This is a genomic window from Sphingopyxis yananensis, assembly GCF_020687785.1.
GTDB classification, from domain to species: domain Bacteria; phylum Pseudomonadota; class Alphaproteobacteria; order Sphingomonadales; family Sphingomonadaceae; genus Sphingopyxis; species Sphingopyxis yananensis.
Genome location: NZ_JAJEWI010000005.1, coordinates 190105 through 203509 on the forward strand (window position 1 = coordinate 190105; position 13405 = coordinate 203509).

Consider the following 13405-nt stretch of genomic DNA (forward strand, 5'->3'; position numbering starts at 1 on the left):
TGATCGTGAATGGGTTGAACGGGCCGCGCTCTTGCAAAAGGGGGCGGCCTGTTTCTATGTTGCGGGTATCGGGCGGGAACTGGGGGCGCGAGACAAGAGCGAGCAAATGCACAAGGCAAAGGAACGCATCATGCCCAATATCAAAATATGGTCCTTGGCCGCCGCCATGGTTTGTGGGGTTGGAACCGCGTCCGCTCAGTCGGGCTCACCGGAAAACTCCACTGTTGAGAATAGCGTGAACAAAGTTACCGAGCCATTTGACGGACGCGAAGTACCCGAAAAATTATTGGCGATTCAAGACGACCCATATTCTATGGATGGCATGACACGCTGTGCGAATATCATCCAAGAGGTGGAGGAACTAAACGCCGTCTTGGGGCCAGATGTGCATGAGCGCATAGAGAAAACACGGGATCAAAAGCGTGGGGCGACCGTCGGGCGCGTTGCCAGTAGCTTTGCCGGCTCGATTATTCCATTTCGTAGCTTGATTGGCGAAGTGACGGGCGCAAATGCGGAACGACGACGCTATGCCGAAGCGGTCTATGCTGGAACAGTGCGGCGTGGTTTTCTGAAAGGCGTTGGTTTGGAGCGCGGCTGTAAAGCGCCAGCGCGGCCCTGATTGGCACTTGGACGTATCTGCGGCCCCATAAGGGGGCCGCAAGACAGAATTTGTGATATGATGCGGTTCAGACCAAACCCAGCATCAAGCCCGCCAAGGCCGCCGACATGAGGTTGGACAGGCTGCCAGCTAGCAAGGCTTTCAGGCCCAGTTTCGCAATGATCGGGCGCTGATTGGGCGCAAGGCTGCCCGTCACCGCCATTTGGATGGCGATCGACGAGAAATTCGCAAAGCCGCACAGGGCAAAAGTTGCGATCGCAATGGATGAGGCGGATAAATCGCCCTGAATCTTGCCCAAATCAATAAAGGCGACAAATTCGTTCAGCACCACCTTGGTGCCGAAAAGGCCGCCGACTGCGCCGCTTTCTGCCCATGGCACGCCCATCAGCCACATGATCGGGGCAAAAATCGACCCAATGATCGATTGGAAGCTGAGATCGTTGAACCCAATCATGCTGCCTGCACCAGCCAGCAAGCCATTGGCCAAAGCCACCAAGGCAACAAAAGCTAGCACCATCGCGCCAACCGCGACGGCCAATTTGACGCCCGTTTGCGCCCCTTGAGCAGCGGCCATAATGATATTGGCGGGCTTTTCTTCGTCATGGGTGGCGTCTGGCATGATGATCGGTTCCGCGCCCAAATCCTTGGGGTCGTCTGGCATCATGATTTTGGCCATTAAAATGCCGCCAGGAGCCGACATAAAGCTAGCAGCGAGCAGATAGGGCAGCAATTGCGCGCCAATCATGCTGGCATAAGCACCCAAAATCGTGCCCGCAACACCGGCCATGCCGACCGTCATAAGGGTGAATAGCTGTGGCGGCGTTAGGCTGGCCAAATAGGGGCGAACAACCAGCGGTGATTCGCTTTGCCCAACAAAGATATTGGCAGCGGCGCCGAGGCTTTCTACCTTGGTGATGCCGGTCAATTTCTGAATTGCGCCGCCAACCCATTTGATGATGAATTGCATCACGCCCAAATAATAGAGCACGGAAATAAGCGAAGCAAAGAAGATGATGACGGGCAGGGCGGCGATAGCGAAGCTGTTCCCGCCCATTTCTGGACCAGCCAGCGGCCCAAAAATAAAGTCCGTCCCCGCCTTCGCATAGCCTAGCAGGTTGGACACGCCGTTGGACATGCCTTGAATCAAGGCGCGGCCCCATGGCGTTCCCACCACCAGCAACGCAAAGCCAGCCTGCATCAAAAAGGCAGGGACAACAATGCGCAGACGGATCCAGCGACGATTTGAAGAAAATAATAGGGCAATAGCCAGCAATGTGACGATGCCAAGCAAGCCTATAAGGCGTTCCATGGGTATGGGCTTCCCCGCGAATGTGAATCGCGTCTCTCTAACCAGACAAGCGTGGTTGGCAAGGAAAAGGCGATGAAATGGATGCTGAAAGCAAATGAAAAACAATTTTCTATAGCGAGTTCTTTTATTTCAATCACGCGAAATCGACGGTCCCTGCTGTCCTTTGAAAATATTGTGGCCACGACCCCGCCCCATGCAAATTGACATGCACATTCTGCACCCGTCTTTTCACACAGCATAAAAGGGACTATCGGGCTTCGATGACTGACAATGTTTCGACGGCGCTGCCGCGCACGCTGACCCCCTCGCTATTCATGTTTTCGATCATCTATGGTGGGATGGTCGTGCTGGCTGGGGTGCTGGGCAACAAACAAGTGGCCTTGGGTGGGTCGCTGGCGGTGGAAGCTGGGATCTTCTCGTTTCTGATTTTGGTGACATTGTCGAGTGCGGTTGCCGAAATTCATGGACAAAGCACGGCCAATAAGTTGGTGTTGTGGGGCTTTGTCCCGCTGGTGATGTCCATTGCCTTTACATCGTTGGTGTTGGCGCTGCCCGCCGCATCAAAAATGGACCCTGAGCGGTTGGCGGCGTTTGAAATGGTGCTGGGGCAAAGTCCCCGGTTGATGGCCGCTGGCATTATTGCTTATGGGACGTCGCAATTTTTGAACGTGACGATTTTCAGCAAATTGCGCGCGATTAAGGGCGCTGGTGCCGTGGGGTTGGCAGTTGGCGGCGCGATTGCCAGCGCGCTGAGCCAGATTGTCGATACAATTTTGTTCGTGACCGTTGCTTTTTACGGCGTCTTCCCCATTGGCGGGTTGATGGGCGGCCAAATGATTGCAAAAATTCTGTTATCTATTGTGGTAATTCCATTTGTCATTACTGGCTTTGTCGCGCTTGGCCGTCATCTTGATACAAAGAAGGTCGCATGAACCAGACACAGGACCCGTCGAAAATGGCTGATCTCCTCGCGAAAGCGGAAACATTGGTAGAGGCCTTGCCTTATTTGCAGCGCTATGCAGGTGAAACCTTTGTGATCAAATATGGTGGTCACGCGATGGGTGACCCCGAAGCACAGCGTGATTTCGCCGAAGATGTGGTGTTGCTGAAGGCTGTCGGCATCAATCCGGTGGTCGTGCATGGCGGCGGCCCGCAAATTGGCCGCATGTTGAAGCAATTGGGGATTGAGTCGACCTTTGTGGGCGGCTTGCGCGTCACCGATGCCGCCACCGCCGAGATTGCGGAAATGGTCTTGGCAGGCAAAATTAACAAGGAAATCGTCAGTTGGATTTCCGGTCTTGGTGGCCGCGCGGTGGGTATTTCGGGCAAGGACGCCAATTTGGTCACCGCCCAAAAGGTTCAGCGGACCGAAGCAGACCCCAATAGCGGCATCGAACGTCATGTCGATTTGGGCTTTGTTGGCGAACCAGTGTCGGTGGATGCGACGATTTTGCGCAATCTGGCCAGCAATAATTTCATCCCCATCGTGGCGCCCGTCGCCTTGGGCGTGGATGGGGCGACTTATAATATCAATGCCGACACAATGGCGGGCGCGATTGCTGGCGCGTTGGGCGCGAAGCGTTTCTTTTTGCTGACCGATGTAGCCGGAGTTTTGGACAAAGACCGCAATTTGCTGACGGATTTGGACCAGAATTTGATCGCTGCGCTGAAGGCGGACGAAACGATTACAGGCGGTATGATTCCCAAGGTGGATACTTGTATCGATGCCGTTAACAACGGTGTCGAAGCGGCGGTGATTTTGGATGGCCGCATTCCCCATGCGATGCTGTTGGAAATTTTCACAGCACGGGGTGCAGGAACGCTGATTCACCGCTAAGATAAGCTCCACTCTCGGTTGTACGGAGATAGGTTTTGCTTCTTATGCTCATCCAGATCGTCGACATATTGTTGACGGTCCTTTGGTGGTTCATCGTCGCACAGGCGATTATGTCGTGGTTGTTCGCGTTTAACGTCATCAACACGCACAGCGAAATTGTTTCGCAAATCTGGACGGTGCTGGACCGCATCACCGAGCCGCTTTATCGTCCGTTCCGTCGCTTTATGCCGGATTTCGGCGGGTTGGATTTGACGCCAATGCTGGTGTTGATTCTGATCATCATCATTCAAGGCCCGATATTGTCATATTTGGCCCGCTTTGCTTACTCTAACGGACTTGCGTAATGACCACCCCACAAAATGCCGCCGTGATCGATGGAAAAGCCTTTGCTGCTGGGCTTCGCGCCCGCATTGCCGAGGCTGTTCCTGCGTTTCAGTCTGCGGTGGGCCGCGCACCTGGATTGGCGGTTGTTTTGGTGGGGGATGACCCAGCCAGCGCGGTCTATGTGGGGTCCAAGGGCAAGGCCACGGTCGCTGCGGGCATGGCAAGTTTCGAATATCGCTTGCCGGCCGATGCGGCGCAGGCCGATGTCGAACAGTTGTTGGAACGGTTAAATGCGGATGACACTGTGGACGGCATTTTGCTGCAATTGCCGCTGCCCGCGCATTTGGATGAACAAGCCGCCGTGTCGACGATTAATCCTGACAAGGATGTGGACGGTTTGACGCCGGTCAGCGCGGGGCGTTTGGCCTTGGGGCTGGACGGGTTGGTGCCTTGCACGCCTTATGGCTGCTTGTTGTTGTTGCAAGACCAACTCGGCGATTTGTCCGGTAAAGAAGCGATTGTGGTTGGCCGTTCGATCTTGGTGGGCAAGCCGATGGGACAATTGTTGCTGGGGGCAAACTGCACCGTGACCATGGCGCACAGCCGCACGCGCGATTTGCCCGAAAAAGTGCGTGCCGCCGATATTGTGGTGGCCGCCGTTGGCCGCGCCGAAATGGTCAAGAAGGAATGGATCAAGCCGGGCGCGGTGGTGATTGACGTTGGCATCAACCGACTGGCCCCACGGGATGGCGAGTCCAAAGGGCGTTTGGTTGGGGACGTGGATTATATCGGTGTCGCCGAAGTGGCGGGGGCGGTGACGCCTGTGCCAGGCGGCGTGGGTCCGATGACCATCGCTTGTTTGCTGCGCAATACATTGGTCGCGGCCTATCGCCGCGCGGGGTTGGTCGGACCAAAGGGGTTTTGATGCACAAGCTTCGTTTCTGCACATGGTTGTTGGTGCCGGCCCTGATTGGTGGCGCGGCACCGCTGCATGGGCAGGATCGGCGGCATCGGCCCTTGGCACCAAATCCCAGCGCCTTTATCGCGGCGGATATCGGCTTTGGCCGCATGGCGCAGGACAAAGGCGTGGCCGCAGCCGTGCGCGAATATGGCGAGGCACAGGCGCAAATCATGCCTGCGGATAGCCGCGAGGCCCCCTTGATGGCGCGTGACTGGAGCAAGGGCGGGCAGCCAAGCTTTCGCCTGTCGCCGCACGCGGTGGTCGTCAGCTGTGATGGCAATATGGCGGTGACGCAGGGACGCTGGATAAGCGGGGATGCGTCTGGTTCCTATCTGTCGCTATGGACGCGGGACGAGAAGGGGCGGTTGAAATGGCGCTTGCACCAGCGCAGTGCGGCAGCGTCTTCGCCAACCCCAAATGCGGGGGATGGCGGCGATGACGGCGACGATGTGGCTATGGTCCGCACGCAGCAGGCTGTTTGCCAACCCAAAGCGGCCAAAGTCCCACAGGAGCAAGGGGCGTCCACAGAAAATTGGTCGGCGGATGGCAGTTTGTCCTGGTCAACGCACAGTATGGCGGATGGCCGATATGACCTGCGTGTCGCCTTGTGGAATGGAAAAGTGATGGCGACCGTATTTGGGCCGACGGCAGAATTGGTGCAGCAATGATTGATCTGTTTATTTCGGCTTTTGTGACCTTATTTGTGGTCATCGACCCGCCCGGTTGCGCGCCCATTTATGCCAGCCTGACATCGCAGGCCAGCACAGACCAGCGCCGATCCATGGCCTATCGCGCGATTTTGATCGCGGGTGCGATTCTGGTTTTCTTTGCCATGTTTGGCGAAGCATTGCTCAGCTTCTTGCACATTGATCTGGACAGTTTCCGGATTGCGGGCGGTATCATGCTGTTCATCATCGCGATCGACATGGTGTTCGAAAAGCGCACTGAACGTCGCGAACAGCGGGCCGAGAAAATATTGGAAGCGGAAGAGGTGGACGATGTGTCCGTCTTTCCCATGGCGATGCCGATGCTGGCGGGGCCAGGGTCGATTGCGTCAGTCATGCTGTTGGTTTCCCAGAATAATGGCATGGACCGCGCCTTGGTGATCTTTGGTGCTTTGCTATTGGTGTTGCTGTTGACGCTGGGCGCATTGCTGGCAGCCGGACCGATTATGCGGTTGATCGGTCACAAGGGTGAGGCGATTATCACGCGTTTGTTGGGCGTTTTGCTGGCCGCGCTGGCGGCGCAATTTGTGATTGATGGGTTGAAAGCCAGCTTCCCTGTCATGGGGTGATGGACCATGTTTGGCAGAAATTACGAAGTAAAAAGGGCGCGGCCGTTATGGCCGCGCCCTTTTTGATATGCTGTCGAGCGGACGCCCTTAGTTAACAGCGGCAACGTCCGACTGTGTGACGGGCGAAATGCGGATTTCAACGCGGCGGTTGCATTGGAAATCGGCGGCGCTGACTTCGGGCACACATTTCAACTGGGTTTTGCCATAGCCAACGGTGGCAACGCGGGCGCGCTGCACGCCGCGGCCCGAAACATAGTCAGCGACGGCCGACGCGCGGCGTTCCGACAAGCCTTGGTTGTAGCTGTCGCTGCCTTTGCTGTCGGTATGGCCGTAAACGTCGATATAGGTGTTCGGGAATTCCACCAAAGTGGCGGCCACATTGTCCAGCGTGCTGCGAAATTCGCCTTTGACGACGGCGCTGTCGAAATCAAAAGTAACGTCGCCGGGCATGTTCAGGACCAATTGGTCGCCTTGGCGTTCGACATCAATGCCGGTGCCAGCGGTGCGCTCGCGCAGCTTCTTTTCCTGTTGGTCCATATAATGACCAATGCCTGCACCCGCGATCGCGCCAATGCCAGCGCCCAAAATCTTTTCGGTGCGGTCATTGCGTCCGCCGATCAGGTCGCCCAGCAAATAGCCGCCGCCTACGCCAATGATGCCGCCAATGGCGGAATTGGAGATGGTCTTTTTCCCAGTTTCAGGATCGGTGACGCAGCCGCTGATGGTAATGGCGGCGATGCTGGCCAATGCGGCGATTTTGATGCTGTGATAGTTCATCCGAACATTCCCTCTTTTAACGATCAAATTCTATTATAGTCGGTTCATCTGTCTTTTGGTCTGTGCCGATAACAGATGTTGCGTCATCTGGTTCCAGAATTTGACTGAACCGATGCTGAGCAGGTGCAAATTTGATGATCTTTTCAGGCCCATTGAAAAGAATCTTTTTTCCTGCTTTATATTTGCGCATGACCGAAGCTGACAGGGGCAGGGCGCAAACACGCCGTTTGAACGCCCAATGACCCCTTTTCCATGGTCGGACGTGGCAATTATCATATTCCTCGTCCTGCTAAACGGCGTATTTGCCATGTCGGAGCTAGCGATAGTCTCGTCCCGAGACTCGCGCTTGCAAACCGCAGAAAAGCGCGGATCGCGCGGCGCAGCCATTGCGCGTAAATTGGCCGCAGACCCCGGAAGATTTTTGTCCACTGTCCAAGTGGGCATCACGTTAATCGGCATTGTTGCTGGTGCTTATTCAGGTGCTAGCTTGGGCGGCCCAGTCGGCGAGCGTTTGGCCGTATGGACGGGAATGGAAGAGCGTACAGCGCAGTCCGCCGGATTCATGATCGTCATTGCGCTGACCACCTATGCATCATTGATTGCTGGTGAATTGGTGCCGAAACAATTTGCCCTGCGGGAACCCGAACGGGTGGCGACGGTGGTTGCGCCCTTTATGTTCTATTTGTCGCGCATCGCCGCGCCCTTGGTGTGGCTGCTGGATACCAGCAGCAGCGTGGTGTTCCGGTTACTGGGGCTAAACCGCGAATCTGAGGACCGCGTCACGGCCGAGGAATTGCATTTGATTGTGGCCGAAGCCAGCAAGTCCGGCGTGATTGAGGAAAATGAGCGGGCGATTATTTCGGGTGTCGTTCGCTTGGCGGACCGGCCCGTCCGCGAAGTGATGACGCCGCGCAAGGACGTGGATTGGGTGGATTTGTCGCTGGACCCCGTCGCCATCCGTGCGAAATTGCTGGAAACCCCGCACAGCCGCTTGCCTGTGGCGCGCGGTTCGGTGGATGACATTGTTGGCATTGTGCAGGCCCGCGATATTGCCTCGGCCTTTTTCAAGGGGGAGGCATGGGATCTTGAGCGTTTGATGCGTCCAGTGAAGATGATTCACGACCAGATGGATGCCATGGATGCGTTGGAAGGCTTGCGCGCTGCCGAGGTTCCGATGTTGCTGGTTCATGACGAATATGGTCATTTTGAAGGACTGGTGACGCCCGCCGATATGCTGTCAGCCATAGCGGGTGAATTTGCCTCGGACATGGATATTGGCAGCGAGCCCTTTGTCACGGAACGCGAGGATGGTTCCTTCTTGATCGCGGGTTCGATGCCCGCCGACCAGATGGCCGAGCGTTTGGGTATCGACTTGGATGATGACCGCGATTACGCCACGGCAGCAGGCCATGTGTTGGCCATGTTGAAGCATCTACCCGCTGAGGGAGAGAGCTTTATCGATAGCGGTTGGCGCTTCGAAGTGGTGGATTTGGACGGCCGAAAAATTGACAAATTATTGGTCAGTTTGGTGGACGACAAAGACAAAAGCAGCAGCGATTGACCCGCCACGCTTGACCCAATGGACCCAACAAAAACGGCGCTTCCCATATGGAAAGCGCCGTTTTTGTTGGGCTTGTGTGAAATGGGGTGGATTAAATATCGCCGCCCAACGCACCATATTTGGCTTCAAAGCCCGCTTTGTCGCGGGCCGCAAGATAGCGGGCTTGGTCGACCCAATTGTCGCGGACGATGCGGCCTTGGAAGCTGCCCAATTGCGGGTCGATGCGGGCGATATCAGCATCCGTCCACGCCGCAATTTGGTCAAAACGGGTGATGCCCATGCTGTTGAGCAAGGTGGCCAATTTGGGGCCGAGACCCTTCATCAGGCGCAAATTGTCGCCGCTTTGCGCGGTGTTGTTTTCGGCGCTAGCGCCTATGGTTGCTGCCGATGCCTGAGCGCTGTCCGGCATGGAGGCGGGGACTTCAGGCGCAATGGTGTCATCAATTGGGGCCGCTGCGGGTGCGGCTTGCGGTGTTTCCAGCGGTTTGAACCGCGCTGGTTCGGCCGCGACAATGTCGGGCTTTACGGGTTCCAGCGGTTTGGGCTTGGGCGCGGCCTTGGCGGCGGCCTTGGTGTCAATGTCATCGGCAATGTCCGTCACGTCCACCTTGGGGCGGCGGAGCAGCATTGCGATGATGATGATGGCAATCACGGCAACAATGGCGGCGATCACCCAATTTTCTTGCAGCCAGATCATGGCTTATCTCCTGCTTGGCGAACCACGGCATGGTGCGGCTTGGGCCAACATCATGCCGTGGCAGGCAATTTATTCTGCTTCGCGGGCCACTTCGCGCCAGCCAATGTCGCGGCGGCAGAAACCCGTGGGGAAGTCGATTTTGTCCACGGCGGCATAAGCGCGGGCCTGAGCCTCGGTGACGCTGACACCATTTGCGGTGACGTTCAAGACGCGTCCGCCGGTGGCCACTATGCTGTTGTCCGTGCGGGCTGTGCCAGCGTGGAAGACGCGTACACCGCCGCTTTCGGCGTCGGCGATGTTGCGGATCACGCCGCCCTTTTCGGGGGTGGCGGGATAGCCATTGGCTGCCATCACGACCGTCAAGGCATAGCCGCCTGCAAAATGTGGTGCTTCGGCCTGATCCAGTTTGCCGGTGGAGGCGGCAAATAACAGGGCGGCCAAATCGCCGCGATAGCGCATCATCAGCACTTGGCATTCGGGGTCGCCAAAGCGGCAATTATATTCGATCAGCTTGGGACCTTGATCGGTCAGCATCAGGCCCGCGAAAAACACGCCGACATAGGGCATGCCATCGGCGGCCATGGCGGCGGCGGTTGGACGGATGATTTTGTCCATCACTTCCGCTTCCAGTTCCGCGGTCAGCACGGGGGCGGGGCTATAGGCGCCCATACCGCCGGTGTTGGGGCCCGTGTCGCCATCGCCGACGCGCTTATGGTCTTGGGCGCTGCCAAAGGGCATGACATTGGTGCCATCGCACAGCGCAAAGAAGCTGGCTTCTTCGCCGGTCATAAATTCTTCGATCACCACTTCCGCGCCAGCGCCGCCAAAGGCCCCGCTGAACATATCTTCCACGGCAGCTTCGGCATCGTCGCGGTTTTCGGCGATAATCACGCCTTTGCCAGCGGCCAGACCGTCCGCCTTGATGACCACAGGGATGGTGAAATTGGCCAAGGCCGCCAGCGCCGCGTCTTTGCTGGCGCAGCGTACATAGCCAGCGGTGGGGATGTTTGCGCGGGCGCACAGATCTTTGGTAAAGCCCTTGGACCCTTCAAGCTGCGCCGCCGCAGCGCTGGGGCCAAACACCGGCACAGCCAAAGCGCGCAGCTTGTCGCCAAGGCCAGCAACCAAGGGGGCTTCGGGGCCGACGACAACAAAATCAATGCTATGGGCTTGCACAAAGGACAAGATAGCGTCGATATCGTCAGACCCAATGGCCACCAGTTCTGCATGGGATTCGATTCCCGGATTGCCGGGGGCCGCATAAAGCTTGGTGCAACTGGGTGATTGTGCCAATTGCCAGCTCAGCGCATGTTCACGCCCACCCGAGCCGATAAGCAGGATATTCATGTCAGTCCCTTTTTCCGATCCGGCATCCGACAGCGACACCGCCGCGCGGCTGTTAGCTGAGGGAAAGCCCGGCGACAATGCACCCGCCATGTCTGTCAGCCAATTGTCGTCGGCAATCAAGCGAACAGTGGAAGATGGATTTGCCCGTGTGCGGGTGCGCGGTGAGCTTTCTGGCGCAAAACGCGCCGCATCGGGCCATTTTTATGCGGCGTTAAAAGACGACAACGCCCTGATTGATATGGTGATGTGGAAGGGACAGGCGGCGCGAATCGCCTTTCGGCCTGAAGATGGGCTGGAGGTGATCGCCACGGGCAAGCTGACCACTTATCCGGGGCGGTCCAAATATCAGCTGGTCGTCGACAGCATGGAAATAGCGGGCGAAGGCGCGTTGATGCTGTTGTTTGAAAAGCTGAAGGCCCGATTGGGGGCCGAGGGGCTGTTCGATCGCGACCGCAAATATGACCAGCGCCCCTTTCTGCCGCAAAGCATTGGCGTCGTGACGTCACCGACGGGCGCGGTGATTCGGGATATTTTGCATCGTTTGGCCGATCGCTGCCCCACCCATGTCATTGTTTGGCCGGTGTTGGTGCAGGGGGAAGGGGCGGCGAACCAAATTGCACGGGCGATTCAGGGTTTCGACGCTTTGGACGGCGATGGTCCGGTGCGGCGACCGGATTTGCTGATTGTGGCGCGCGGCGGCGGATCGATCGAAGATTTGTGGGCGTTTAACGAAGAAGTGGTGGTGCGGGCAATTGCAGATTGCCGTATTCCGACGATCAGCGCCGTGGGGCATGAAACCGACGTGACCTTGGCGGATTTTGCAGCAGATTGGCGTGCCCCGACCCCCACCGCCGCAGCCGAGATGGCGGTTCCCGTGCGCAGCGAATTATTGGCGCAATTGGCCAATGCAAATGCGCGATTGGTCGGCGCGGCTGGCCGCTATCATGCCTTGGGGCAAGAGAGATTGGCTGCGTTGGTGCGCCATTTGCCGCGCCGCGATATGCTTTATGCGCCGCAGCAACAAAGATTGGATGAATTGGGCGAAAGGCTGCAAGGGGCAGCGCGATTGCGGCTCGATCGTCAAAGCGAGCGCTTGACGGGCTTGGCGCGTCAAATGCCGCGGCACGATGCGCTTTATGCACGGCAAGCGTTGCGATTGGAATCGCTGGGCCAGCGCTTGGGGCAGGCGCAGCATCAACGGATGCAACATGTGCGTGAACGTTTTGCGGTGCGGGCAGCGGCGCTGCGTCCCATGATATTGACGCGCCATTGGGACCAGCAAAAGGCGCGTTTGGCGGGGTTACAGCGGTTGCTTGATTCGCTGGACCCGCGCGCTCTTTTATCGCGTGGCTATGCGATGGTAAGGGACAGTCAAGGACATGTCGTCAGCAGCGCGGCAGCGGCCGTGGCGGCGGGGCATTTGCAATTGCAATTCGCAGACGGCGATGTCCGCGTGTCGAGTCTTGGCGCGGCGCCAGCGATCCATGACGATCGCAGCATTGCAGAACCACGAACCAAGGGCCAATCCGCAAAGAGGGCGGGCAAGGCTGACTCCTCAACGCCGCAAGGCGAATTATTTTAGGGGAATGGTCCCGTTCCTTGGCGAGGCATCAGGGCAGCACGGACATAGGATGATCAGCATGAGCGAGCAGTGTCATGACAGGCGAGTAATGGCGACTTGGGTCGGATGGCCCTTATTGGCCATGCTGAGCATGATGCCGCTGGCGGCGGCCGCACGTCAGGGTCCGACTGCTATGGCAACGGATGCCGCAAAGCTGAGCAGCCGCGTGGTTGCACCTTTGCCAAAACTGGAGGATTTTCGATGGCGCGGGACGGCGCAGCAAGGCGGCGTTGTGCAAGGCTATCGCCCAGCATCGGTTGCAGCCTTATGGTTGGGGGACATTGCTATATCGGTTGCGGACGACGGGCAGTTTTTGATGGCCTTTGACCGCGATGCACCCAGCATGATGAAGCTGACAGTGCGAATGAAAGACGGACGGGAGCATCAGCTTGCCATGCCGGTCTCTGCTGGAAAGTGGCGGATTGAGCATGTCAACGCGCCGATGCGCGGGGCCGCCGCCAGCAGCGCAGAGTTTACACGGCGGCGACCGGCAGAACTGGCCCAAATTCAAGAGGCGCGGGCGCAGGAGGTCGTGTCAGATGGTTGGCGGCAAATATTCCAATGGCCTGTCACAGGTCGCTTTTCGGGATTTTTCGGTGCGCAGCGCATCTATCAAGGGGTAGCGGGAAGCTATCATAGTGGCACAGATGTTGCTGTTGCTGCGGGAACGCCCTTTGTGGCACCCGCCGATGGGGTGGTAGTGTTGGCAGCCGCCAGTCCCTTCACACTTGAAGGGAATTTGTTGATTATTTCCCATGGCATGGGTCTGAGTAGTGGATTTTTACACTGCCAACGCTTGGATGTGAAACGGGGCGATATTGTGCATCAGGGGCAGCGGTTGGGGACAGTTGGTGCCACCGGACGGGCGACAGGGCCGCATATGCATTGGGGGGTCAGCTGGCGGGGACAGAGGCTGAACCCCGGAGATTTTGTCGAACGCAGAGTATCTGGGGGCGCTTAGGCGGGTGTGCGGAAGCGATATCAGCCCATTTTCTATACATTTTCCTGACCGACATTCGCCCTAAAAAGCGAATCTGCTGCCCTGAAGGACGCTGGTG

14 protein-coding genes are annotated in these 13405 nt (G+C 57.5%); 10 read left to right on the forward strand and 4 right to left on the reverse strand.

The window, feature by feature from the left end; all coding sequences use genetic code 11:
* The first annotated feature begins 106 nt into the window (after positions 1 to 106).
* On the forward strand, positions 107 to 619 hold the full coding sequence (locus LKO31_RS03445) for a hypothetical protein (RefSeq protein ID WP_227688676.1): 513 nt from the start codon (positions 107 to 109) through the stop codon (positions 617 to 619).
* Between the two features lie 67 nt (positions 620 to 686).
* Here LKO31_RS03445 and LKO31_RS03450 read toward each other — a convergent pair whose 3' ends face one another.
* A complete protein-coding gene (locus LKO31_RS03450; RefSeq protein WP_227688677.1) occupies positions 687 to 1928 on the reverse strand; it encodes a NupC/NupG family nucleoside CNT transporter in 1242 nt (413 codons plus the stop codon).
* Between the two features lie 260 nt (positions 1929 to 2188).
* On the opposite strand from LKO31_RS03450, the gene LKO31_RS03455 reads away from it, so the two are divergent.
* From LKO31_RS03455 to LKO31_RS03480, 6 genes are read left to right on the forward strand one after another with little or no spacing between them, the layout of a single operon-like run.
* Complete coding sequence (locus LKO31_RS03455) at positions 2189 to 2860, forward strand: queuosine precursor transporter (protein WP_227688678.1); 672 nt, start codon at positions 2189 to 2191, stop codon at positions 2858 to 2860.
* Positions 2857 to 3765: an acetylglutamate kinase gene (argB, locus tag LKO31_RS03460; protein ID WP_227688679.1), complete on the forward strand. Its 909-nt coding sequence runs from the start codon at positions 2857 to 2859 to the stop codon at positions 3763 to 3765. The genes LKO31_RS03455 and argB overlap by 4 nt, the downstream gene beginning before the upstream one ends.
* 44 nt (positions 3766 to 3809) lie before the next feature.
* Complete coding sequence (locus LKO31_RS03465; protein ID WP_407699250.1) at positions 3810 to 4109, forward strand: YggT family protein; 300 nt, start codon at positions 3810 to 3812, stop codon at positions 4107 to 4109.
* Positions 4109 to 5014, forward strand: coding sequence for a bifunctional methylenetetrahydrofolate dehydrogenase/methenyltetrahydrofolate cyclohydrolase FolD (gene folD, locus LKO31_RS03470; RefSeq protein ID WP_227688681.1), 906 nt, complete (start codon positions 4109 to 4111; stop codon positions 5012 to 5014). The genes LKO31_RS03465 and folD overlap by 1 nt, the downstream gene beginning before the upstream one ends.
* Complete coding sequence (locus LKO31_RS03475; protein WP_227688682.1) at positions 5014 to 5718, forward strand: hypothetical protein; 705 nt, start codon at positions 5014 to 5016, stop codon at positions 5716 to 5718. The genes folD and LKO31_RS03475 overlap by 1 nt, the downstream gene beginning before the upstream one ends.
* Positions 5715 to 6344, forward strand: a complete 630-nt coding sequence (locus LKO31_RS03480) for a MarC family protein (protein ID WP_227688683.1) — start codon at positions 5715 to 5717, stop codon at positions 6342 to 6344. Before LKO31_RS03475 ends, LKO31_RS03480 begins: the two co-directional genes overlap by 4 nt.
* An 87-nt stretch (positions 6345 to 6431) precedes the next feature.
* Here LKO31_RS03480 and LKO31_RS03485 read toward each other — a convergent pair whose 3' ends face one another.
* Positions 6432 to 7121 carry an OmpA family protein gene (locus LKO31_RS03485; RefSeq protein WP_227688684.1) on the reverse strand — a complete coding sequence of 230 codons (690 nt, stop codon included), beginning with the start codon at positions 7119 to 7121 and terminating at the stop codon, positions 6432 to 6434.
* Between the two features lie 238 nt (positions 7122 to 7359).
* Here LKO31_RS03485 and LKO31_RS03490 point away from each other — a divergent pair, with 238 nt between their 5' ends.
* Positions 7360 to 8682: a hemolysin family protein gene (locus tag LKO31_RS03490; RefSeq protein WP_227688685.1), complete on the forward strand. Its 1323-nt coding sequence runs from the start codon at positions 7360 to 7362 to the stop codon at positions 8680 to 8682.
* Between the two features lie 91 nt (positions 8683 to 8773).
* Here LKO31_RS03490 and LKO31_RS03495 read toward each other — a convergent pair whose 3' ends face one another.
* Together LKO31_RS03495 and purD are read right to left on the reverse strand one after the other, a co-directional pair.
* Complete coding sequence (locus tag LKO31_RS03495) at positions 8774 to 9379, reverse strand: hypothetical protein (RefSeq protein ID WP_227688686.1); 606 nt, start codon at positions 9377 to 9379, stop codon at positions 8774 to 8776.
* Positions 9380 to 9448: 69 nt separating this feature from the next.
* Positions 9449 to 10726, reverse strand: a complete 1278-nt coding sequence (purD, locus tag LKO31_RS03500) for a phosphoribosylamine--glycine ligase (protein WP_227688687.1) — start codon at positions 10724 to 10726, stop codon at positions 9449 to 9451.
* Here purD and xseA point away from each other — a divergent pair.
* Together xseA and LKO31_RS03510 are read left to right on the forward strand one after the other, a co-directional pair.
* Positions 10725 to 12308 (forward strand): exodeoxyribonuclease VII large subunit, encoded by a 1584-nt coding sequence (xseA, locus tag LKO31_RS03505; protein ID WP_227688688.1) that lies wholly within the window; start codon positions 10725 to 10727, stop codon positions 12306 to 12308. The two genes, purD and xseA, sit on opposite strands and share 2 nt — an antisense overlap.
* Before the next feature lie 58 nt (positions 12309 to 12366).
* Positions 12367 to 13308 carry a M23 family metallopeptidase gene (locus LKO31_RS03510; protein WP_227688689.1) on the forward strand — a complete coding sequence of 314 codons (942 nt, stop codon included), beginning with the start codon at positions 12367 to 12369 and terminating at the stop codon, positions 13306 to 13308.
* The last annotated feature ends 97 nt before the right edge of the window (positions 13309 to 13405 follow it).